17 protein-coding genes are annotated in these 23,244 nt (G+C 69.3%); 9 read left to right on the top strand and 8 right to left on the bottom strand.

All coding sequences use genetic code 11. From position 1 onward, the window contains the following. Positions 1-171 precede the first annotated feature (171 nt). The 4 genes from OV287_RS18715 to OV287_RS18700 all read right to left on the bottom strand — a co-directional run bounded on the left by OV287_RS18715 (position 172) and on the right by OV287_RS18700 (position 7,791). Positions 172-1,569: a peptide MFS transporter gene (locus OV287_RS18715; RefSeq protein WP_267535396.1), complete on the bottom strand. Its 1,398-nt coding sequence runs from the start codon at positions 1,567-1,569 to the stop codon at positions 172-174. A gap of 101 nt (positions 1,570-1,670) precedes the next feature. Continuing rightward, positions 1,671-4,574, bottom strand: coding sequence for an ATP-binding response regulator (locus tag OV287_RS18710; RefSeq protein WP_373371915.1), 2,904 nt, complete (start codon positions 4,572-4,574; stop codon positions 1,671-1,673). Between the two features lie 5 nt (positions 4,575-4,579). Further along, positions 4,580-5,371, bottom strand: a complete 792-nt coding sequence (locus tag OV287_RS18705; protein WP_267535394.1) for a class I SAM-dependent methyltransferase — start codon at positions 5,369-5,371, stop codon at positions 4,580-4,582. Further along, positions 5,368-7,791: a PilZ domain-containing protein gene (locus OV287_RS18700; RefSeq protein ID WP_267535393.1), complete on the bottom strand. Its 2,424-nt coding sequence runs from the start codon at positions 7,789-7,791 to the stop codon at positions 5,368-5,370. The genes OV287_RS18705 and OV287_RS18700 overlap by 4 nt, the downstream gene beginning before the upstream one ends. 366 nt (positions 7,792-8,157) lie before the next feature. Here OV287_RS18700 and nadA point away from each other — a divergent pair, with 366 nt between their 5' ends. The 3 genes from nadA (at position 8,158) to OV287_RS18685 (ending at position 10,696) form a co-directional block, all read left to right on the top strand. Then, positions 8,158-9,090 carry a quinolinate synthase NadA gene (gene nadA, locus OV287_RS18695; RefSeq protein WP_267535392.1) on the top strand — a complete coding sequence of 311 codons (933 nt, stop codon included), beginning with the start codon at positions 8,158-8,160 and terminating at the stop codon, positions 9,088-9,090. A 101-nt stretch (positions 9,091-9,191) separates the two neighbouring features. Continuing rightward, entirely contained in the window at positions 9,192-9,773 is a 582-nt protein-coding gene (locus tag OV287_RS18690; RefSeq protein ID WP_267535391.1) for a zinc ribbon domain-containing protein, read from the top strand. A gap of 122 nt (positions 9,774-9,895) precedes the next feature. Next, positions 9,896-10,696, top strand: coding sequence for a class I SAM-dependent methyltransferase (locus tag OV287_RS18685; RefSeq protein WP_267535390.1), 801 nt, complete (start codon positions 9,896-9,898; stop codon positions 10,694-10,696). On the opposite strand, the gene OV287_RS18680 is transcribed toward OV287_RS18685, so the two are convergent. Further along, complete coding sequence (locus OV287_RS18680) at positions 10,689-11,030, bottom strand: metallothionein (protein WP_267535389.1); 342 nt, start codon at positions 11,028-11,030, stop codon at positions 10,689-10,691. The genes OV287_RS18685 and OV287_RS18680 overlap by 8 nt on opposite strands. A gap of 201 nt (positions 11,031-11,231) precedes the next feature. Here OV287_RS18680 and OV287_RS18675 point away from each other — a divergent pair, with 201 nt between their 5' ends. Beyond that, entirely contained in the window at positions 11,232-12,794 is a 1,563-nt protein-coding gene (locus OV287_RS18675) for a hypothetical protein (RefSeq protein ID WP_267535388.1), read from the top strand. Between the two features lie 100 nt (positions 12,795-12,894). Next, the gene (locus OV287_RS18670) at positions 12,895-14,142 is read left to right on the top strand and encodes a hypothetical protein (protein WP_267535387.1); all 1,248 of its coding nucleotides are present in this window, start codon (positions 12,895-12,897) and stop codon (positions 14,140-14,142) included. 18 nt (positions 14,143-14,160) lie between these two features. On the opposite strand, the gene OV287_RS18665 is transcribed toward OV287_RS18670, so the two are convergent. From OV287_RS18665 to OV287_RS18655, 3 genes are all read right to left on the bottom strand, one after another. Then, positions 14,161-14,961 carry a hypothetical protein gene (locus tag OV287_RS18665; protein WP_267535386.1) on the bottom strand — a complete coding sequence of 267 codons (801 nt, stop codon included), beginning with the start codon at positions 14,959-14,961 and terminating at the stop codon, positions 14,161-14,163. A 156-nt stretch (positions 14,962-15,117) separates the two neighbouring features. Further along, on the bottom strand, positions 15,118-17,355 hold the full coding sequence (locus OV287_RS18660) for a serine/threonine-protein kinase (protein WP_267542370.1): 2,238 nt from the start codon (positions 17,353-17,355) through the stop codon (positions 15,118-15,120). Positions 17,356-17,543: 188 nt separating this feature from the next. Continuing rightward, positions 17,544-18,635, bottom strand: a complete 1,092-nt coding sequence (locus OV287_RS18655; protein ID WP_267535385.1) for a hypothetical protein — start codon at positions 18,633-18,635, stop codon at positions 17,544-17,546. 130 nt (positions 18,636-18,765) lie between these two features. On the opposite strand from OV287_RS18655, the gene OV287_RS18650 reads away from it, so the two are divergent. The 4 genes from OV287_RS18650 (at position 18,766) to OV287_RS18635 (ending at position 23,150) form a co-directional block, all read left to right on the top strand. After that, positions 18,766-19,572, top strand: coding sequence for a glycerophosphodiester phosphodiesterase family protein (locus tag OV287_RS18650; protein ID WP_267535384.1), 807 nt, complete (start codon positions 18,766-18,768; stop codon positions 19,570-19,572). Positions 19,573-19,600: 28 nt separating this feature from the next. After that, entirely contained in the window at positions 19,601-20,377 is a 777-nt protein-coding gene (locus OV287_RS18645; RefSeq protein ID WP_267542369.1) for a deoxynucleoside kinase, read from the top strand. A 64-nt stretch (positions 20,378-20,441) separates the two neighbouring features. After that, on the top strand, positions 20,442-20,915 hold the full coding sequence (locus OV287_RS18640) for an acyl-CoA thioesterase (protein ID WP_267542368.1): 474 nt from the start codon (positions 20,442-20,444) through the stop codon (positions 20,913-20,915). 198 nt (positions 20,916-21,113) lie between these two features. Next, positions 21,114-23,150 (top strand): sensor histidine kinase, encoded by a 2,037-nt coding sequence (locus OV287_RS18635; RefSeq protein ID WP_308809624.1) that lies wholly within the window; start codon positions 21,114-21,116, stop codon positions 23,148-23,150. Positions 23,151-23,244: the final 94 nt, after the last annotated feature.

Below are 23,244 nucleotides of genomic sequence, written 5' to 3'. Positions count from 1 at the left end.
GATACCCTCACCCCGTCCCTCTCCCGAAGGGAGAGGGGTGGAACGGCGAGGGGTGGAACGGCGAGGGGTGACACAGCGGGTGGTGGCACGGATGGTGGGAAAAGCAAAGGGCCCCGGGCGGACATGCTCGGGGCCCTTTTCTTTGTCTCTCCCAGTGGGAGAGGGAGGCGCTCAGGCCACCTGGGTCTTCGGCTCGGACTGCACGGCCGTCTGCGCGTCCGACGCCGGCTTCGTCTCGTCCGCCCCGTGCATCATCCGCTTGAGCATCGGCGCCAGGCCCAGCAGCACCGCGCCCGCCGCCGCGGTCGCAACGGTGATGGCCATGAAGAGGTTGAACTCGCCCAGCTTCTCCGCATAGCCGCCAATCAGGCCCGCCAGGTAGTTGGCCACCGCGTTGGCGATGAACCACACGCCCATCAGCAGCGAGGCGTACCGCGTCGGCGCCAGCTTCGTCACCATGGAGAGACCCACCGGCGACAGGCACAGCTCGCCCGCGGTGTGGAAGAAGTAGGCCGCCACCACCCACATCAGCGCCGCCTTCCCCGCCGTCTCGCTCTGCTTGGAAGCACCCAGCATGAAGATGAAACCGAACGACACCAGCAGCAGGCCCATGGCCATCTTCGCCGGGATGGATGGGTCCTTGCTCCGCCGCCCCAGCCCCGTCCACAGCTCCGCGAAGATGGGGCCCAGCAGCATGATGAAGATCGGGTTGACGGCCTGGAACCAGGTGGTGGGCACCTCCCAACCGAACACGCCTCGGTCCACCTTGGCGTCCGTGTAGAGGTTCATCAGGCCGCCGGCCTGCTCGAAGGCCGCCCAGAAGAAGACGACGAAAAGCGCCAGCACGAGGATGACGATGACGCGATCCCTCTCCTCGCGGGTGAGGGCCACGGCCGGAGCCGCGGACGCGTTCGCCTTCCGCTCCACCGGCTTCGGCGCCAGGCCCACGTCGCCCAGCAGGCGCTTGCTGAAGGCCAGGAAGACGAGCACGCCCAACCCCATGCCCACGCCCGCGGAGCCGAAGCCATACATCCAGCCGAACTTCTCGCCGAGCGTGCCGCACACCGCCGAGGCCAGGAACGCGCCCACGTTGATGCCGATGTAGAAGATGGTGAAGGCGCCATCCCGGCGTGCATCACCGGGCGCGTACAGCCCACCCACCATGGTGGAGATGTTCGGCTTGAAGAAGCCGTTGCCCACCACCAGCAGCCCCAGGCCCGCGTAGAAGAGCGGCTCCGCGTTCCCAGGCATCGCCAGGACGAACTGGCCCAGCATCATCAGGATGCCGCCGAGCGTGACGGAGAGCCGCTGCCCCAGGTACCGGTCCGCGAGGAACCCGCCGATCACCGGCGTGGCGTACACCAGGCCCGTGTAGATGCCGAAGATCTGCAGCGCCTTGGCCTGGCTCCAGCCAAACCCTCCCTTGTCGGTGGCCCCCACCATGTAGAGCACCAGCAGGGCGCGCATGCCGTAATAGCTCATGCGCTCCCACATCTCGGTGGTGAACAGCAGGTAGAGACCCTTGGGATGACCCCGGGTCGGGGCCGCGGCGGCCGTACTCTGTGCCATGCGAAGGTTTCCTCGCGAGTGGGGAGAAAAGGGGAAAAGGCTCCTGGTTGTATCAGAAGCCCGGCCCTACCCGTAAGGACGGTGACGCCCGGCAGGCGAGGCTACGTGCGCCAGTGCGGCTGGACGGGGCGTCCGTCGGAGAGCGGCGGGAGGATGCGATCCGGATTCGCATCCAGCGGCAGCCGCACCTCCACGCGCGTGCCCTTGCCGTACTCGCTGAAGATGCGGATGCGCCCGCCCTGCCTCAGGACGATGCGCTGGCAGAGCGCCAGGCCCAGGCCCGTCCCCTCGCCCGCGTCGCGCGTGGAGAAGAAGGGCTGGAAGAGCCGATCCATGTGATCGGGCTTGATGCCCACGCCGTTGTCGATGATGGACACCACCGCGTCCTCGCCATCGCGCGACGTGGATACCTTGACGATTCCGTCCGGCCCGATGGCGCGCACCGCGTTGTCCAACAGGTTCACCCACACCTGGTTGAGCGAGCCCGGATCGCCCCACACCGGCTCGGAGAGCTGGTATTCGCGCTCCACCTTGAGGCCGCTCGGCAGCCGCCACGCGAGCGCCTGCACGCTGGCATCCAGCGAGGCACCCAGGTCCACCGCCACCGCCTTGCTGCCAATGCGCACGAAGGACAGCAGGCCCTCGGCCAGGCCGCGGATGCGCTGCCCGCACTCCTCGATGAGATCCAACATGGCCACGGCCATGGCGGTGTCCGGCGTGCCGCTGGTGAGGCTCTCGCGCAGGGGCAGCAGCGCGTTCATCAGGCCGTTGAGGGGGTTGCGCACCTCGTGGGCAAAACCCGAGGTGAGCAGGCCCGTGGCCGCCAGCCGCTCGTTCTCCGCCGCGCGCACGGCCGCGTCCCGCAGGCGGAGCTGCGCCTCGATGCGCGCCAGCATCTCTCGCGGCGAGAAGGGCTTGCCCAGGTAGTCGTTGGCCCCCATGGACAGGCCCTCCACCTTCGCCTCCACCTCCTGGCGAGCGGTGAGCATGATGATGGGGACATCCACCGTCTCTGGCGAGCTGCGCAGGGCCGCCAGCATCTGGATGCCCGACATCACCGGCATCATCACGTCCGAGACGATGAGATCCGGCCGCTCCTTCTGCGCCGTCTTCAGGCCCTCCTCACCGTTGGTGGCCTCCAGCAGCCGGTAGTAGGGCTTGAGCACGTTGCGCAGGAAGGCGCGGATCTCCGGCTCGTCCTCCACCACCAGCACGCGAGGCGCATCCGGGCCCGCCTCGGCATCCGCCGGCGGGCTGGGCAGGGCCTCCACCGCGGTGATGGCCAGGGGGCCGTCCTGCAGCTCCGCCACTTCCGTCAGGCGGCGCGCGGTCCGTACCACCTGCTCTGCGGGGCGCTCCTGGGGGAGCTCGTCACGGACATAGGGGGCGCCCTTGCGCAGCCGCACGTGGAAGTTGGAGCCCTTGCTCAGCTCGCTCGACACCTCGATGCCGCCCGCGTGCAGCTCCAGCGTCTCCTTCACCAGCGCCAGGCCAATGCCCGTGCCGCCAAAGCGCCGCGTGCCGCTCGAGTCCGCCTGAGCGAAGCGGTCGAAGATGACCGACAGATCCTGCGAGGCGATGCCCACGCCGGTGTCGATCACCTCCACATGCACCCAGGTGTCGTCCTCATGCAGACGCACCGTCACCTTGCCCTGGGTGGTGAACTTGAGGGCGTTGGAGATGAGGTTCTGGAAGACGCTCTCGATGCGCGCCACGTCCACCTGGACCGGCGTCGTCACAGAGCCCTCCAGCTCGAGATCCACGCCCTTCTTGTCCGCCAGCACCTCGAAGGGCACCAGCAGCGAGGAGAGGAAGCCCTGGATCTCCAACGGCTCGTGGCGCAGCTTCGTCTTGCCCGCCTCCAGCTTCGTCAGATCCAGCAGGTTGTTGATGAGCCGCAGCAGGCGCGAGGCGCTGCGGTTCATCGTCTCCAGGTGCTGGCGCACGGGAGGCGCGAACTCCTCCGGGCCGCGCTGGATGAGCGAGTCCAGCGTGAGGAGGATGAGCGTGAGCGGGGTGCGCAGCTCGTGGCTCACGTTGTCGAAGAACTCGCTCTTGAGCCGGTCCAGCTCCTTCTGCTTGGCGAGCGCCACCTCCAGCCGCACGTTGGCCTCGGTCAGCTCGCGCGTGCGCGCGGCCACCCGGTCCTCCAGTGCGACGTTGATGCGGAACATCTCGTCGTAGCGCTGCTGGAGCTCCTCGAGCGAGCCCATCATGCCCTCGGCCTGCTCGTTGAGCGCCTCGTCCTTGCGGCGCATCTCGCGGCGCAGGTCGATCCAGCTCCCCAACGACACACCGGCCAACGACATGGACGTCACGGTAAAGGCGGGATGGCCCATGCCCAGCATGCTGGCCCCCACCCCGCTCAGCGCCCCCGTCACCAGACCGATGTAGCGGCCCCACACCGGCAGCGGGTCCATCCACGTCAGGTGGTAGCGGCAGCAATCGGCGCCCTGCACCTGGCACTGGCTCTCGCTCACGTCGGCGGGCGGCAGTCCCCAGATGGTGGGGAACGACGCGAACTGGCCCATGCGCAGCTCGCAGATGTGCCGGCTCCGCTCGGGCACGGTGCTGCGGTAGGCCAGCACCAGGCGCTCGCGCTCGAGCTTCTCGATGTCGAAGCTGCCCACGCGGTTGTAGCTGGAGCTGAGCTCCACCGTCTTGCGGAAGCAGATCTCCAGCGAGCCGAAGGCGCGGATCATGTAGTACGCGAATCCGAGTGCCTCCGGGCCGGCCATGGACAGCCCGGCCTTGCGCATGAACTGGCTGTCGCCCGACTCGGCCACCAGCACGTCGGCCAGCTTCTCGAGGAAGGGCAGCGAGATGAAGTTGGTGGCCGTGCGCAGGTAGTCCAACGAGAGACTGAAGGAGTGGCGGCGGAAGATGTCCGCGAGCCGGGAGGCCCCGTAACGCCGCTCGAAGTAGAGCAGCAGCGTGGACGTCGTCCGAACGCTCACCTCCGGAGCGTTGTCCGGATAGGGCTTCTCCTCGCTCTGCACCGCCAGTTCGCTCAAGGACGCGTTCCCTCGGTTACCAGGAGGATCGAGTACTTCAATGCCGTGGGATCCGCCAGTAACTCCAGGTACTTCTGACACATGGCCCGGTAGTCTTCCAGACCGCCGAGCAAGGGAGCCACGGCCGGTTCCAGCGCGGAAAACCGTGTTTCCCAGTCCAGATGGACAGCCGCGTCCGCGGTGCCCGCGATGACGTACTGCGGCAACAGGTGCACGCGCACTTGTTTCAACCCCAACTGGTGCATGGCGTTGAACACCTTGCGGCCCACATGGACGTCCAGGCCCACGGTGCGCAGCAGCGCGTCGGTGAAGCGCAGACACCAGTCGCGCACGGGCTCGGGACAGGGCCAGTTGCCCAACCCGAAGCCGTCGAACTCGGAGATGACCACCTTGCCGCCCGGCCGAGTCACGCGAGCAAGCTCAGCAAGCGCCTCCCAGCGCTCCGGCAGGTACTGGAGGACGAACTGACACCAGGTGTAGTCGAACGCGGCGTCCGGCAGCCCCGTGCGGCGCAGATCTCCCGGGAGGAAACGCACGTGGGGGTGGTGCTGGTTGACCTGCCGCGCCCGCGCCAACCGCTCCTCACTGACGTCCATGCCGGTGACCTGGCCGGAGGGCCCTACCAGCTCGGCGATCTGCTCCGTGATGCCACCCGGACCACACCCGGCGTCGAGCACCCGATCTCCCCGTTGGAGCCCGGCAAGCAGCAGCGCCTCGCGCGCATTGCCCGAGCGCTCCTGGACGAGGAGCCGGCGCGCCTCGTCGTGGGACTCCATGGCGTATCTCACTCCAGACCCTCCTCAGTGGACCAATCGGGAGCCGGGGAGCCCCCCAACCGCTCGAAGACGGAGCGCCACAGCTCACACACCCGGCGGAGCATGGAGCGGTGGAAGATCCACTCGGAGAAGCGGCCCAGGTCTTGAAAGCCGGCCTCCTCCAGCACCGCGACATCCTCATCCTCCACCAGGGCGATGGCCGAGGGCCGACCGCGCTCGCGGGCATGCTCCACACAGCGCTGGACGAGCGCCTGCGTGGCCGCGCGCGCCTGGGGATGGGAGCGGTTGGGCACCAGGAGCCAGAAGGCGTTCGTCTTCTCCAGGAGGTTGAGGCCCGGGGTGCCCTCCTCACACAGGGCCACGGCCAGGGGCGTGTACTCCCCATCCACCACGAAGACGCGGCGGCGGCGGTGAAGCCCGTGCGCCCGAAAGCGCTCGCTCAACGCGCTCAGGTCCACCTCGTCCGTGAGCAGATCCTCACTCAGCACCCGGACGAGCTCCCCGCGGTCGCGCAGGTACAGCTCAATCCAGACGTAATCGGTACGCACTCCGTCGCGCACGCGCGGCAAGTCCCGGACGGGCGGAGGGGGCGACTCGGCCGAGAGCGGCAGGCGCAGGTAGGAGAAGTGACGCAGGAAGCTCAGCCCTGGCGTCTCCAGGGCCCGCGCGAGCCAGCCGATGCGGCGGCTGGGCCAGCGGTTGTCCTTGCGCCAGGAATAGCGGATGAACTCGATGTCCTGCTGCACCTCGCCCAGCTCGACGGCGAGGTTGCTCAATTCGTACGACACCTGCTCGCCGCGGCGTACGCCGGGCCGCACCGCGAGGTGTTGCACCAGCCAGGTGCGCGAGTGGATGCGCAGGCCGGCGATCTGCCCCTGCAGGCCCTTGTCGCTGTTGTAGACGAGGCAGCGCCCCAGGTCGCCCGTGGAGTACACCTTGCGGTGGGTGTCCTGGAGGAGGGCCACCGCCGAGTCGTCCCCGAAGGGGTAGTCCGGATGAAAGCGGTAGCGAGCCTCCTCCATCAGGTGCCAGATGCTCTCGAAGGACACCTCGTCCCCCTCGGAGATGGCCCGGCAACGCGAGGTCATGAAGGCCCGCAGGATGACGCCCCGGGCGTGCTGGGAGAGCCCCGAGAAGCGGGCCCCGGCGCGGTAGGGCCTCAAGCCCCCATCGGGCCGACCATCCGAGGGCAGCCCGTGGATGGAGCGCACCTCGAGCTGGCAGTGGGCGGAGGTCCCATCCGGCAGCAGCAGCGTGGCGTCCAGCCGCGAGCCCGCGGGGATGATCTCGCTCGAGGCATCGAAGGGGAAGGAGAGCCCCCCGACGCTCAGGTCGAGCGCGGCCCGGGTGATGTGGTGACCGGTGATGGGGGCCAGAAAGGAGACGAGGAAACGGCCGTCCGGCTCTGGCTTGAAGCGCGGCAGGCTGCGCCAGTTGCGCATGACGAGCGTGCGCGGCATCTGGACGACGATCTTCCCGTCCGGGCCGTTGACGAGCAGGCCGCAGACGCCCGAGTAGCTCTGCCCGCCCATCTCGAAGAACAGGTCCACCTCGTCGCCCGCCGAGCCCTCCAGGGTGCCGGTGGCCAGGCAGCGCAGGACGGTCTTCTCCTCCACCGTCTCCACGACGGGGTCCTCCAGGCGGATCTGCACGGAGGAGTCATTCACCGCCTGGAGCCAGAGGGTGGCCCCGCGCCGCAGTGCCTTGCGCAGGGTGGCCACCACCTCGGACGGCTCCTCCATCGTCACGCCGGGCACCGGGGGCGGCGGGTACATGGCCGTTGCCCAGGAGATGCCCAGGCACAGGTGCGCCCCCTGCTCGTCGTGCACCACCAGCGAGCGCTGCACCTGCGCCCACGGCGTCTTGAACAGGACCTGCCCTTCGCGCTCGATGCGCAGCGTCTCGAGCACGGCGCCCGGCGAGAAAGCGTCGAGGGGGAGGTGGCCCGGCAGCAGCAGCGTGGCCCCGAAGTTGCCAATCTCCGAGCACTGGGCCTCATGGGCGTGCTCATTCAGCGTGAAGTGCACCGCATACGCCGCGGGAGACACCGCGATGCTGGCCGAGCCCCGGTGCTGCAACAGGTGAGAGAGAGTGCGCCCCAGCTCCGGCCCCGAGAGCGCCTCGTCCAAGACGCTGAAGACGTGGCCCTCCGCGGCGCTCTGTAACAGCTCCGCCAGGCCCACGGAGTCGGACTTGGAGCAGATGAAGACGCGCAGGGCATCCGGAGCCGCATGGGCCACCTGACGCAGGAAGAGCCGGGCATCATCCGGAGGGGCAATGATGAGGGCCGGGGCAGCGTCCGCCATCTTGAAAGCCGCTTCCGTCTTCGACTCCACCGCCACCACGCGGTACGAGGGAAGGGCCGAGGCCAGCGCAGCCCGCCTGCCTGCGTTGGGATGTACTACCAGGACGTCTCGAATCGGGACACTCATGGACCCCTCCTCAGCAGGCAGGCCGCTCAACCGTACCCGGCGCATGTCGATCGCTCTTCCGGGTGCGGCCCACGTGCCCGTGCCGCCCCTCCCCCTACCGCTCGTGCCACGAGAAAGCCTCTTCCGACGTCCAGCATCCAGGGCACCAGGTGATCGGGCTTCATCCGCAGCCAATGCGGTCCCGGGAATATCTTAGCGGGTCCTGGGATGGTTGGCGTCAAGTGTCCGGGGGCAGATCTTCCCAGGTGCTGCTGGCCTGTGGACCAGGAGGGCGCCCCCCTGGTTGGACGTCACAGGAGCCACCCCCCGGCAATCATCCTTGGCCCACATCCGGACGGCCGGTTAAATGAACCGGAAGGAGACGCGATGGGCGCCGAAGTCGACTACGAGCGGGAAATCCAGGAACTGAAGCGGAAACTCAACGCCGTCATCCTCGCGCACTACTACCAGGAGAGCGAGATCCAGGATGTTGCGGATTTCGTCGGGGACAGCCTGGCGCTCGCCCAAGCGGCGGCGAAGACGAAGGCGGACGTCATCGTCTTCTGCGGCGTCCACTTCATGGCGGAGACGGCGAAGATCCTCAATCCGGGCAAGCTGGTGCTGCTGCCGGACCTGAAGGCCGGCTGCTCGCTGTCCGACCGCTGCCCCCCGGCGGCCTTCCGGGCCTTCAAGGAGAAGCACCCGGACCACTTCGTGGTGAGCTACGTCAACAGCTCCGCCGCCGTGAAGGCCATGAGCGACGTCATCTGTACGTCCTCCAACGCGGTGAAGATCGTCAACCAGGTGCCCAAGGACCGGCGCATCCTCTTCGCCCCGGATCAACACCTGGGCCGCTATGTGATGAAGCAGACCGGCCGGGACATGGTGCTGTGGCCGGGCAGCTGCATCGTCCATGAGATCTTCAGCGAAAAGCGCCTGGTGCAGCTCAAGGTCCAACACCCAGAGGCCGAGGTGGTCGCGCACCCCGAGTGCGAGGAGCCCGTGCTGCGGCACGCTGACTACATCGGCTCGACCAAGGGGCTGCTGGACTACGTGCTCAAGAGCCCCAAGCGGGAGTTCATCGTGGTGACGGAGGCCGGCATCCTCCACCAGATGAAGCGCGGGGCGCCGGAGAAGACCTTCATCCCCGCGCCTCCGGACAATGGCTGTTCCTGCAATGAATGTCCCTACATGCGGCTGAACACGATGGAGAAGCTCTACCGGTGCATGAAGGACCGGACGCCGGAGCTGACCCTGCCGGCGGAGCTGCAGTCCGCGGCCCTGGCACCGCTGCAGCGGATGCTCGAATGGTCACAGTGAGGCAGTAACGCACCGCGCCGTCTGTCGCGAGCGTGGCAATTCCATCAACGCACCGTATTCGCGCCTTGCACCCGAGGCGGCACGGTGCGATCTGGAGCACCGTGGGTTTCCGATTCGTCGCCATCCCTGGCCACCGCATGGTGGCGCATCCCCAGTCGCTGCCCTCGGACGAGCGGCTCGAGCCTGAGCTGCCCCCGCTGCATGAGGCGGTGGAGCGCGCCTTCGCGGGCGCCGAGTTCCGTGACGTGAAGGCCAAGGACCGCCTGCGCGCCCTGCTCAAGGGCGACAAGCCTCCCAACCTGGGCAGCCCCGGGTCGGGGTTCGGTCCGTCCGCCCTCTTCGCCCAGCCCCCGCAGGATCTGCCCGCGCTGCTGCGGCTGGCGGATGAGCTGGAGTCGCTGGCCCGGCGAGATGCCGGCGAGCGCGCCCTCGTCTGGAAGTGCAGCGAGTGCAGCGCCCGCTACGCCGTGCCCGTGGCGCTGGCGCGCTCCGTCTCCATCCGCTGCGAGCGCTGCGGCCACCCGGTGGAGCTCAACCCGGGGCGCAGCCTGGGTGAAGAGTCCCTCATCGACCCGTTCCTCGGCGCGGTGAACAGCGCCCGGCACGAGCTGGCCGGCTTCTTCCGCGAGGCCATGGCCCGCGGCTGGCCCGTGCTCGTGTCCACCGAGGAAATCGGCAGCTAACCTGGGCCCGCTCCGCGCGCTTCGCGGGGCAGCGGAACGGGGACGGGTACCCGCCCCCCGACCCTCTCCCGGTGGGCGAGGGAGTTTCCGTGCTCCTCGTGGGGCGCTAGCCTGAGACGTTCATGCATCGCGCCATCTTCCAGCTGCTGCGCTGCCCCAGGTGTCGGCGCGGTCGGCTGACGCCGGACCAGGACACCCCTCAGCTCGTCTTCGGGCCCCTCCACTGTGCCGAGTGCCATGCGAGCTTTCCGGTAACGGAGGGCGTGGCCGACCTGGCGCTGGAGCCGGCCTCCTCCGCCCTGGCCCAGCGCGGAATGGAGCAGCGGCTCATCGCCCGCTCCTACGAGCGCTACGTGCGCCCCGCCCTGCAGCGTGCCGTCGCGGCCCCTCCCCTGGACCGAGACAGCGAGTACCTGCTGTACCGCTCCCTGCTCGGTCACCCCGAGGCGCCCGTGCTCGACCTGGGCACCGGCACCGGACTCTTCGCCCGCCGTCTGGCGCGTGAGCCAGAGCTGCCCGCCGTGGTGGGGATGGACCTGTCCCGGGCGATGCTCGAGGAGTCCGTGGCCCAGGCCCGCGAGGCCGGCATCCGCGTGGACTTCCTCCGGGCCGAGGCGCCCTACCTCCCCTTCCAGGATGACTCGCTGGGAGGAGTGCTGCTGGCCCACTCGCTGCACTTCATCGCCGACGTGGGCCGGTTGCTGCTGGAGGTGGCGCGTGTGCTGCGCCCGGGCGGCCGCTTCGTGGCCAGCACCTGGTTGCCACCGGGTAGGGCTTCCGCCTTCGTCCAGCGCCGCGCCGGACTCCACCCTCGCGAGGAGGAGGAGCTCCGCGACGCCCTGTCCGCCGTGGGACTGGTGGGCTTCGCCCGGCTGCGCCTGCCTCCCCTGCTGGTGGTGAAGGCCGAGAAGCCGACTAAATGAGGACGCCCGCCGACCGCACGGGGAGCGCGGCCTCCTTCAGCGGCGCCGCCACGTCCTGACGGGGCTTCTTGCACTTGGCGCACTCGCACGAGCCCTTCTTGCACGTGCAGTCCGCCGCGCTCGAGCACCGGCACTTCGCGGAATGCAGCTCGTCCGCCTTGTCCTGCTTCGGGGCGGTCTCCGCCTGCGCGGCCTTCTCCTGCTTGCCGGGCTCCACAGGAGCGGGCACAGCCTCGGCCTTGGCGCGGTGACCCTCGCACGCCCCTGCCTGCCCCGCCGTGAGCAGCACGCTGCCCACCACCACCGCCGCCAGCGTCATCCCGATGTGCTTCATCTTCACGGTCCTCCCGGGTGACAGACCCGAATCCTTCCAGGCTATACCCCAGCGGTTTCTCACTGTCCAAGCCAGCGGCCCCCGCTGCACGCCCCTCCAGGTGGGCCGCCCTACGGGCAGGCCGCTCGGACCCATCGATGCGCTCGGGCTGCTCGGAGCGCTCGCGACACACGGAGGCGCCACGTACAGTCCGCGCCACCCGTGTCCGCGCGAACCGATCGCCTCGTCTACGCCGCCGCCCTCGTGTTGGGCGCCCTGCCCTTGTGGGTGTCCTCGCACCTGCCCATGGTGGACCTGCCGCAGCACCTCCACCTCATCTCCGTCCTCCACCGGCTGGAGGACCCGACCACCCTCTACCCCCAGCTCTTCGCCGCGCGGCACGAGCTGACGCCCTACCTCGGCTACTACTACGCCGTCAGCCTCCTCAACTGGCTGCTCCCGCTGGACCTGGCCAACCGCCTCTTCCTCTCCGCCTACGTGGTGGGCCTGCCCCTGTCGCTCGCCTTCCTGCTGCGCGCCTTCGGACGCCCCACGTGGCCCTCGCTGCTCGCCCTGCCGCTGGCCTACGGCGACAACTTCGCGTGGGGCTTCATCAACTACCTCGCCGCGCTACCCCTCGCCCTCCTCTGCTGCGGCTTCTTCGTCCGCGCACTCACCGACACGGGCCGACGCCGCGTCTGGGCCACCGGGCTCGCCGCGTGCCTCGTCGCCGTCCTCCTCTTCCACGTACAGGCCTTCGCCTTCCTTGGGCTCGCCCTGCCCTGGCTGCTCCTCACCACCCCCGTCCCCGAGGACGCCAATGCCCGCGGCCTCCAGGCCCGGTTGAAACCTCGGCTGCCCGCGCTCCTGGGCGTGACGCCCGGCGTCATCCTCTTCCTCTCGTGGGTGGTGCTGCGCCTGGGCCAGCCCTCCGAGGTGGAGACCGGCGCCCCCTGGAAGGCCTGGGGTCCCATGCTGTCGCCGCAGAACCTCGCCTGGAAGAGCTTCGCGCAGAACCGCGCGGAGCTCCTCGAGGTGCTCGCCAACCTCCTCCGCGACGGCTCGGACCGCTGGCCCCTGTATGCCGTGGGCGCCGTGGCCGTGGGCGCCTTCGTCCTGGGCGTGGTGCGCCGTCACTCCAGCGCAGAGGGCCCCGTGGCGCGATGGCGCCTCCCGGGACTCCTCCTCCTCGCGCTCGGCTTCTACTTCCTGCTCCCCTTCGACATCCGCGGCTACATCTACTACCTGAACACCCGTTACGCGCAGCTCGCCGCCGTGCTCGCCGTGGCGAGTCTCCCCCTGACGCAGCCCGCACTCCGCCGCCCGCTGCTGTGGGCCAGCGCCGCCTGCGCCCTGCTGCTCGCGCTCGTGCTGGGCCGCGGCTTCCGCGCCTTCTCCCACGAGGCCTCTGAGTGGGACGCCCTCGCGGAGGCCACCGCGTCCAAGCCCCGGGTGATGGGGCTCATCTTCGACGCCGGCTCGCGCGTGGTGCGCCACCCCGTTTTCCTCCACGGCGCCGCCGAGCTGGCCCGCGCTCGCGGCGGCAGCACCAACTTCAGCTTCGCCCTCACCCCCCACTCCCCGCTGCGCTACCGCGGCACGCCCCCTCCCACCTTCCCCTCCGAGTGGCGGCCCCAGGACTTCGACTACGCCTCCCAGGGCCCCGCGTATGACCACTTCCTCGTGCGCGGCGTCCACCCCTCGCGCATCTTCGGCGAGCGGCTCCAGCGAGAGCTCGCAGTGGCCGCCGAGTCGGGAAATAGCTGGCTGGTGCGCCGCCGCTGAACGCTCGGGCCGGGCAAAGTGTGGGCCAGTGGTCGCCGTCCGGCGCTCCGGGCCCCCACCCGCCTCACCCCGACACGGCAGGTGCATTACCTGTCAGCCCATGTCCACCAAGAGCCCCCTGGCTGATCCACGTTCGCTGCTGGACGCTCTGCGCACCGGCACGCCCCTGCCCGGCCTCCCCTCTGACGCGGTGAAGCGCGCCCGCTCGCTCGCGGCCGAGCCCACCTCCGCCCCGCCTGCCGACGTCGAGGCCCTCCCCGAACCGCTCGCACTCGCCCTGCTCGAGGGCTCGGTGCTCGCCGGTAAACCCGCCCTCGCCGAGGCGCTCGCAGGCGCTGGGAACAAGGGGCTCGCCAAGGCCGCCAAGAAGGCCCTCTACCGGCTGCGCTCCCGAGGCATCGAGATCGCCGAGCCGGCCCGTCCCGCTGCCTCCGAGCCCCCGCGCCCCATGGTGTCGGGCCCTGAGCCGCTGCCCGCCCTGCTCACCAGCGTCGACGGCACCGGCGAGCGCGTGCTGGAGATCGCCCGCCCCCTGCGCGGCGGCGGCGTCGAGGCCATCCAGTTCCTCTACTCGGACGAGCAGGGCGTGCTGCGCCTCCAGGCGGTGGAGCTCAGCCGCGGCGAGTACCGGCGCGTGGTGAAGCAGGCCACCCGCCCTAGCGCCGATGCCGCCGTGGAGATTCCCCACACCGAGGCCCTGGAGCGACTGGCCGCCGCCGCGGGGCTGAACCTGCGCACACACATCGCCTTCCCCCCGGGCCTCGACACGGCGCTGCGGCACCTGGGCGTGCAGGCTCGGGACGTGCCCCTGGAGATTCCCCCGCCGGAGCCGGAGGACGAGCGGCTCGCCCACGACGCCCACAAGCTCCACGAGGAGCTGGAGATGCGCGGCTGGCTGCCCCCGATGGACGAGCTGGAGCGGCTGGCCCACAAGGTGGACGAGCTGGAGGCCAGCCCGCTCGCGCTCACCATGGCCCAGCGCAATGAGGAGCTCATCCAGGCGGCCCATGCCCAGGCCCATGCCTTCTTCGAGTCCCCGGCCATGCGCCAGCTCTACGCCGGCCGCCTGTGGGAGATGGCGCACCACTTCGAGCGCCTGGGCAAGGAGCAACCGGCCCGGGTGGCTCGCGCCGAGGCCCGCCGGCTCGCGCATGGCGTCACCGAGCCGCCCTCCCGCTACGCCGAGCGCCTCTACGAGAAGGCCCTGCTCGTCACCCTGGCGGAGCGCCAGGCCCCTTCCTCCCGAGGGAGGTCCGAGGCCCGAGAGGACACCCGCGCCGCCGAGCAGCGGCGGGCCCAGACAGCCGAGGCGGAGCGGCGCAGCCCCGGCGGCATCATCCTCCCCTGAGGCCAGGGGAGGCCCTGCTCAGGCCGACACCCGCGCCCGCAGCAACAGGTCCAGGTTCTCCATCTCCCAGGCCTGGGCGCGCGAGTAGTCGTGGAAGCGCTTCTCGTGCTCGAGGAACTCGGGCGGGTGGATGCAGCGCCGCCCGTCCTCGCCCCGGCGCGTCCGGTACACGTTGTGCAGCATCTCGTGGAAGACGATCCACTCCACGAAGTAGCGCGGCACCACCGGCTGATCCAACGCCGGGTGGATGCGGATGACGCGCGAGTCCGCCGAGTAGGAGCCCATCTTGATGCTCTTGCGCGGCCGGGTGACGCGCGGCGCCGGCCCGAAGGTGATGGCCGCGTCGATGCGGCCCCGGAAGTAGCGCTCGTTGAGCCGCTCGAAGATGCGGCCCAGGTCATGGTGCTGCCCCACCGGCTCCATGCGCAGGCGCTTGCGCATCTGCGCTGGCGACACGCGGCGGATGTAGATCTTGTTGCGCTCGATGAACTTGTCGAGCTGCGCGCTGGCCTCCGCATCCCCGTTGCGCACGTAGTCCGCCAGCGCGTGGATGACCTCGTCCGGCGCCGCCAGGAACATGTGGTGCAGCCGCAGCCGCCACAACGCCCGGTGACGTTGGAACGTGAGCATGGTGTGTGTGTTGTCGTGGACCTCCACTGCCACCGGGGCCCGCAGCCGTGTGCGCAGCCGTCGCTCGAGCACTCGGCGCCATACCTTCAGCAGCCGATTGGGCTCGGGTGCGATGGGCTGCTCACGGGCGATCCGCCCCGCCGGCGAGCTCCGCTTCTTCGCCAGGTTCTTCTTCTTCGCGCGCGCCATAGACGGGCCGGATTCTAAAGACCCGTCTGACACGTGTAAACGAGATGAGGGGAGCAAATCCCCTGGAATTCCAACGGCTTATATCCACTCCCGCGTACCCTCGCCCACTTGTCCGCTGGAGGGGGAGCCCACCGCATATGTCCCCCCCGGGAACCCTTACCGACGGGTCTTCTGGGGGGCACAATCCCGCTTGCTCAGGGTGAAGACGACCTGCTCATCCAAATCCAGGGGAACCTCGAATTCCTTGGCGCGCCAACGTCCCCGGCCACCGCACTGGAAGCTGACTTCGACAGTACCGGGAGTTAGCGGAAGGAAGCCGTTGGGCCGCACAGTGCGGTCCGCCACCTTCATCACTGTCCGTGCGGGTGCCTTGAACTGCACGCGAACCTCGGCGGGGGGCGCTGGGGGCGGAGTCTCCACCGGTTTCTCGGTAGCGGTTTCTCCCGCCGCCAGCGAGGAGCCCGCCGACGCCTCGCCACCCTGTTCAGCGGTGGGTGTAGTTGAACCTACCCCTGTGGAGGCCCCAGTCGTACCTGGGTCGCCTGCGGGAGTCCCCGTTCCCGACTCGGAGGTGGCGGAGGCAGTGCCGGTGGTTCCCGTGCCCGACTCGGGGGCAGCCGAGCCAGCGGTGGCCGAAGTGGTGCCAGTCCCGGTTCCCGTTCCGGTGGCGGGGCGGGTCTCCGAGGGGTCGCCATCGCCACCGCTAGGAGGCTCATCCCGAGTGGAGGTGACGGGCACGCGCGGAGCAGGCGCGGGCTCGGGCTTGGGCCCCATCAGGAACAGCCACGCGATTCCCGCGGCGCTCACGACCAGCAACGTCACGAGGGCAACCACCACCAGGCGCAGGCCACGCGACTTGCCGGTGGGCGCGGTGTTGGAGGACTGGGACTCGGTGACGAAGCTGTGGTCGTAACCCGCCGTGGACTCGTCGTCCTCCTGCTCCTCCTCCACGACGCGACGTGCAGAGTGGCGCGGCAGATCATGCGTCTGCGAGAGCTCGCCGGTGGCGTCGACCTGGGAGTCCTCATCCTCATACGCGGGTGCACCGCGCCCAGCCGCCCGCTCGTTTACCGTGGAGGACGTGACGGACACGGACCGCGCGCCCTCGTCCTCGTCAGCCACTGGCGGAGCCCGGCGGCGATCCAACGCGGCCACGGAGCCCGAGACGACAGGCTTGCGCACGGGCGTGGGGCGCCGAGCCGCGGAGGCAGGAGTGCGCGCCGGCCGGTCCTGCAAGGTGGACTCGCCGGTGGCGGCGCGTGGGGTCGGCGCCGCGGGGGCAGCGCGCCCAGGGATGGTGCCCAGGGCGGTGGGCTCGTCGTCCTCATCGCCCAGGGCCGCGGCGGCGATCATGTCCTCGGGGCGAGCCATCTCCGTAGCCGGATCGGCTTCGTCAGGGTCCACCGCCGAGGGCAGGTTCTGCGCGCTGGGCCGGCGCTGGGGACGCGCGGTGAGGCCCGCGGGATGCTGCGTAGAGGACTCCTTGCGCCCAGCGGGCTTGGGAATGGGGACGTGGAGCATGGTGCGCTCCTCCTCCTCACCCAGCAGCCGCGCGACGTAGGCCGCTACGTCATCGCTCTGCCGCATCATGCCCGAGGACAGCAGCCCCTCCAGGTCCGCCTGCACCTGCGCCGCCCGCTGGTAGCGAAGGTTGCGGTCCTTCACTAGGCACTTCATCACGATGCGCGACAGCCCCTGCGGGTAGTCGTCACGGATGAGGTGGGGCGGAGACGGCTCCTCGAAGCGGATGGCGTAGAGGATGCCCTCCGTCGTCTGCCGCGCGAAGGGCGAGCGCCCGGTGGTGATCTCATAGAGCATCACCCCCAGCGCGAAGATGTCCGAGCGGTGATCCAACCGCTCCTGCATCACCTGCTCGGGCGACAGATAGAGGAACTTGCCCTTGATGACGCCCGGCTTGCTGCGCTCGGCGATGGCCTCGGCCTTGGCGATGCCGAAGTCCACCAGCTTCACCGAGCCGTTGTACGTCACCATCACGTTCTGCGGGCTCACATCCCGGTGGATGAGCCCCAACGGACGGCCGTCCACGCCCTTGGAGTTGTGGGCGTACTCGAGGCCCGCGGCCACCTGGGCGCAGATGCGCGAGGCCACCGCGTAGGGCACCGACGAGGTGAACTTCGACTCCTCCGCCAGGATGCGCCGGAGGTCCACGCCCTCCAGGTACTCCATGGCGATGAAGATGCTCTCGTTGATCTTCCCCAGCTCGAAGACCTGGACGATGTTGGGGTGATGGAGCTGCGCGGCAATGCGCGCCTCGTCCAAGAACATCTGGACGAACTCCGGCTCCTCCGAGAGGTACGGGAGGATGCGTTTGATCACCAACAATTCCGGACTGGGGGGCTTTTGCGAAAGGAAGAGCTCCGCCATTCCCCCCATCGCGAGCCGCTTGATGAGGAGGTACTTGCCGAAGGGGGTGGCGTTCTGAGGCGCGTTTTCGGAAATGGGGGCCCCCGGGGAGTCGGTCGACGTGAGACGTGAGCTGGTTTCCGAGCTTACCCGCAAATCCCCACTTGGGTGGTGGGGCGGAAACCGGATGTGGGATACCAGACCTGACGCCCGTTCGGCTACTTGCCCGAACCCATACTCCCAGCGTCCCACCCACTCCCGAAGTCCCGGTCGCAATTCCGGGGATGGAGAACATGGGTGTAGCGATTGCCGAGCCCGCCATCCGGCGACTCCGTCCCAGGCACCCTGCCGCCGTTTGGATTCGCGGGGCACCCCTCGCCGGTCCCCCCATCCTGGCAGGGCACGAAGGTGTAGGTATCCCACACACCCCGGATCCCCAAGGGGAAGACGCCCAGGCCCCCATCGCCGACCATGAGGGCCAGTCCGTCGCAGCCCGCCACCCCGCCGTCCGAGGAGCCCGGTTCCGAGAGATACCGGGTACTTACCAGGATGCCGCCGGAGAGCTCGAAGCCGGAAGAGGCGGGCCCCGACGCATCGGCCGGCACGCGGCGGAACGCCAGGGGCGAGGGGTCGGTGATGAAGAGCGGCCCGGGCACATACACCCGCGTGCCGAGCAGCTCCGGGTTGGGACGGGCCTGGCCTCCATCGGCGTCGCCGAAGCCCGGGAGCACGAAGTTGTCGGCGGGCACCGCGAGGGTTCCGAGGAGCCGGAGCTCCACCTGGGCGAGGCGCGTCCGGTAGCCGTTGAACTGTTCGAAAGCGGACTCGGGCTGCATCTGCCCCGTGAGATCCAGGCGATGCCCCACCTGGGGCACGAAGCCCACGGGCAAGTCGGTCCAGTCCTTATGGACCCAGAGGCCCTGGGTGGGACGCGCGGGATCCACCACCCAGAACCAGGCTCGGACCTGCTCCTGGCCGTCCTGGGTGCGGCGCTCCACGCGCTCCAGCGTGTGGATGACGACGCGCTCGAGCAGGACCCGCATCCCGCTGTCGACGGGGAGCTCGCGGGCCTCGGAGAGGGTCATCACCACGGGAGTGGGCCACGTACCCGCGTCGGCCTGGGAGCCTCCATCCACCGAGGTGCCCGCATCCGACGATAGGCCGCCATCCTCGCTGCACACCCCGGTGCAGCCCGCCGAACCGCCCGCATCTCGCCTGTCCAGGCCGTCCCGCTCACTGCAACCGGGGGCCAACAGAGCCGCGGCCACAACCAGGGCCACCGCGCTGGGTGTCTTGCGCAGAAGAATCACGGTGGCGTCTCCTGTGGATTTTCCGGCGCGGGACTCCTAGAAAATCCGCGCCTCCGACTTCGTCTGTCGGGCCTTATACCGGCGGGCCGCGAACCCCGGCAAGGAAGGGGCCCGCCCGGAGAATACGCCCATGCCGCACCCCAGGCATCCCTACTTCCGCGACCTCACCCCCACCCTGCATATCTCTCACCGGGGAGGCTCGCTGCTCGCGCCCGAGAACACCCTGCCCGCCTTCCGCATGGCGGTGGAGCGCTACCACACGCAGGTGCTGGAGACGGACATCCACCTCACCCGCGACGGCGAGCTGGTGGTGTTCCACGACAGCACCCTCGAGCGGTGCACCAACGGAGAGGGCGCCCTCGCGGACCACACCCTGGCCGAGCTGCAACGCCTGGATGCCGGCTACCGCTTCACCCCGGACGGCGGCAAGACCTTCCCCTTCCGCGGCCAGGGTGTGCGCCTGTCCACCCTGCGCGAGCTGCTGCGGGCCTTCCCGGGCGTGCGCTTCAACATCGAAGTGAAGCCGGACGTGCCGGGCATCGAGGACGCCTTCTTCCAGGTGCTGAGCGAGGAGGGCGCGCTGGAGCACGCCTGCATCGGCAGCGAGCTGGACACGGTGGGTGAACGCCTGGCGCGAGCCATGCCGGACGCCTGCCACTTCTATCCGCGCGATGCCCTGGCCGCCTTCGTCCTCTCGGTGCGGGCGGGCGAGCAACCACCGGAGGACCCGCGCTACACCGTGCTGGACATGCCCCTGTACTTCGGGGACGTACGCTTGGTGGACGAGGCCCTGCTGCGCACGGTGGACGCCCAAGGCCGGTGGATCAATGTGTGGACGGTGGACGACCCCGAGGAGATGCGCCGGCTCGTGGCCGAGGGCGTAGGAGGTATCATGACGGACAGGCCGGACCTGCTGCGCCAGGTCTTGGACGAGTAGCAAAAGCCGAGCTAAGCCCATGGCCCGTATGCCCCGCTCCCCCACGCGCAAGCGCGCTCCGAAGGCCGCGACAGCACCCAACACCGCCCTGCCCCTCGCCGAGCCCGAGGCCCCGGCGCCCACTCCCCCGCCCGAGCCCGAGGCCCCGGCGCGCAACACGGTGCGCCGTCACCGCGCGCCTCGCGCCAAGCGCTTCGTCGCCCTGGCCGGCAACATCGGCGCGGGCAAGACGACGGCCGCGAAGATCCTCAGCCAGACCTTCGGCTTCGAGCTCTTCGACGAGCCCGTCATCGATAACCGCTTCCTCAAAGACTACTACGCCAACATGGGGCGATGGTCCTTCACCCTCCAGCTCGAGTTCCTCATCCGGCGCGTCGAGCACCACGAGCTCATCCACTCGGTGAAGAAGAGCTGCGTGCAGGACCGCACGCTCTATGAGGACCCGGAGATCTTCGCCAAGTACCTGCACGGCCTGGGGCACATGACGAACGCGGAGCTGGACCTGTACTTCGAGTACTTCCAGCGGCTCACGCGCACCATCGTGCACCCGGACAAGGTCATCTACTTCGACGTGCCCACGGTGGACGTGCTGCTGGGACGCATCCGCCAGCGCGGCCGCGAGGAGGAGAAGGGCATCGAAAAGGGCTTCCTGCGCGGGCTCAACGGCTACTACGCCACCTTCCCCATGGTGCTGCAGAACAAGTACGGCGTGGACTGCCTGGTGATGGACGTGACGAACCAGGACATCCGCACTGGCCGGGGACGCGAGGAGTTCCTCGACCGGGTCTCCACCTTCCTCGCCTGAGGTTTCCGCCGTGTCCGAGCAGTCCGAGCTCCCCGCCAAGAGCGCCCGCGAGTCCGAAGTGGTGATGACGCAGATGATCCTCCCCTCGGACGCCAACGCGGTGAACACCGCGTTCGGTGGCAAGGTGATGGAGTGGATCGACATCTGCTGCGCCGTGGCCGCCCAGCGTCACTGCCGCCAGGTGGTGGTCACCGCCTCCATGGACGACCTCCACTTCCACGCCCCCATCAAGGTGGGCTGGACGGTGACGCTGCACTCGCGCGTCATCGCCACGTTCCGCACCTCGATGGAGGTGGGCGTGACGGTGACGGCGGAGAACCCGCTCACCGGCGAGAAGCACATGGCCACGAGCGCCCTGCTCACCTTCGTGGCCGTCTCGGCCAACGGCCAGCGGATTCCGGTGCCCCCGCTCAAGCTGGAGACGGACGCGGAGCGCGAGGCCTTCCGCGAGGCCGAGCAGCGCCGCAAGGAGCGGCTCGCGCGCAAGCAGACGAGCCTCGCCTGGCAGAAGGTCATCCGGCCCGGCGCAGCGGGCTGAGACGAGATAGGGCGAAAACAGCGCCCGCGAGCCCCGTGCCTCTCCCAAAGCACGGGGCCCGCGAGCCCGTCGACGACCGTTACGCTCCGCAGCCGCGGAGGGGCAAACAATCCACGAGCGCCGGTGGTCCGCCGAACACCGCGACCCGAGGTGCGCCTGTCAACCGACGGTCCCTCCGGTATACCCGCTGGGGCTGACATGCCTGCTGGCCCCAGGGTGTACGCCCCAAAGCACCGAGGTACCCGGGAGCTGTTCACTACCACTCCAAAGCCTACGACTCCGGTGCGATTGCCTTGCCGGTCTGGTACGCACTGTGACGTGATGGCGGGGCGCGTGTCACAGTCGGTGAAGCACGGCAGGCGGTGGGGCAGCTCCCTCCTGGCGGTCCATGGTTTCGCCGTCCTGGTGACAACCGTGGCCCTGCTGGTTCAGCTCGTGCTGTATCCCTACGTCCGGGCCACGCCGTTCCTCCTCTTCTTCGGCGCGGTGATGCTCTCGGCGTGGAACGGGGGCTGGGGGCCCGGCCTCTTGAGCACCGGCCTCTCCGCCCTGATGGCCGACTACTTCTTCCTGACCCCGCGGCACTCGTTCGCCCTGGGTCCCCAGGATGTCCTGTCGGTCGTCCTCTTCATCGCCATCGCCACCCTCATCACCTGGCTCAACGTGCGCGAGCGGGCCGCCCGCGTCGAGGCCGAGACCCAGCGCGAACGGCTCTACACCCTCTTCATGAAGGTCCCGGCCATCATCGCCATCCACCGGGGGCCCGAGCACGTCTTCGAGTTCAGCAACCCCATCTACGCGCAGCTCCTCGGTGGCCGGGAGTTGCTGGGCAGGCCCATCCGGCAGGCACAGCCCGAGCTGGAGGGCCAGGGCTTCTTCGAGCAGCTGGACCGGGTGTACCAGACGGGCGAGCCCTATTCCGGCAAGGAAGCCTTCGCCCACGTCGGGGACCCCCACAATCCACGTACGGGCTACTTCAACTTCGTCTACCAGCCCATGCCCGGACCGGACGCGAAGCCGGACGGGGTGATGGTCTTCGGCTTCGAGGTGACCGAGCAGGTGCTGGCACGACGGAACCTCGAGAAGGCCGAGCGGCACCTCGCCACCGTCACCCACAACGCCACCCTGGGACTCTTCATGATGGACGCCCGTCAGCACTGCGTCTTCATGAACCCCGCGGCGGAGAAGCTCACCGGCTTCACCCTGGCCGAGCTGCAGGGCAAGCCGCTGCATGAAATCATCCACCACACCCGGCCCGATGGAACGCCCTACCCCATGGCGGAGTGCCCCCTCTACCGGGCGCTGCCCACCCGTGCCCAGGCGCAGGGAGAAGACGTGTTCGTCCACAAGGACGGCGGCTTCTACCCGGTCGCCTTCACCGCCAGCCCCATCCTCGAGAATGGAGACGTCACGGGCACCATCCTCGAGCTGAGGAACACCACGGAGGACCAGCGCAAGCAGGCCGAGCGCGAGCGCCTCATGGTGGAGTTGCAAGAGGCGGTGCGCCTCCGGGACGAGTTCCTCTCCATCGCCAGCCACGAGCTGAAGACGCCGCTGACCCCGCTGAGCATCCGACTCCAGGGGCTCGAGCGCAGCCTCCAGGCCGAGCCGGACGCCCCCATGTCCAGGCGCCTCGGCAAGGAGGTGGAGGTGATGCGCCGGCAGGTGAAGCGCCTGTCGGACCTGGTGAACGAGCTGCTGGATGTGTCGCGGATCAGCACCGGGCGCATGAAGCTGATGCTCGAGGACGTGAACCTCTCGGAGGTGGCGCGCGAGGTGGTGTCGCGCTTCAGCCCCGAGGCACAACGCGCCGGGTGCGCGCTCGTGCTCCACGCGGAGGGGCCCGTGGTCGGCCTCTGGGATCAGCTCCGGCTGGAGCAGGTCCTGACGAACCTGCTGTCCAACGCCATCAAGTATGGGGCGGGCAAGCCCATCCACATCCACGTCGAGCAGCGGGACGGCCTGGCCCGGCTCGTGGTCCGGGATGAAGGCATCGGCATCCAGCCCGAGGCCCTGGGGCGCATCTTCAACCGCTTCGAGCGCGCCGTGTCGGAGCGGCACTACGGCGGGCTCGGCCTGGGGCTGTACGTCACGCAGCAGATCATCGCCGCGATGAACGGGACGGTGTCCGCCGAGAGCACGCCAGGTCAGGGCGCCACCTTCACCGTGGAGCTGCCACCCCAGCCTCCCTCGCAACAGGGGGCCGCCGAGAAACCCGGCTCTCCGCCCCCGTGAGACTCGCCGGGGCTACTTCGCCCCTTCCTGAAGCTCCAGCCAATAACCCTGCTTGTGGACGGCGCTCTCCATACCCCGGACTCCATGTAGACCC

Source organism: Archangium lansingense (assembly GCF_026626635.1).
Classification (GTDB): domain Bacteria; phylum Myxococcota; class Myxococcia; order Myxococcales; family Myxococcaceae; genus Archangium; species Archangium lansingense.
The sequence above is the reverse complement of the archived record's forward strand: the minus strand, read 5'-3'. Positions and strand labels throughout refer to the sequence as shown.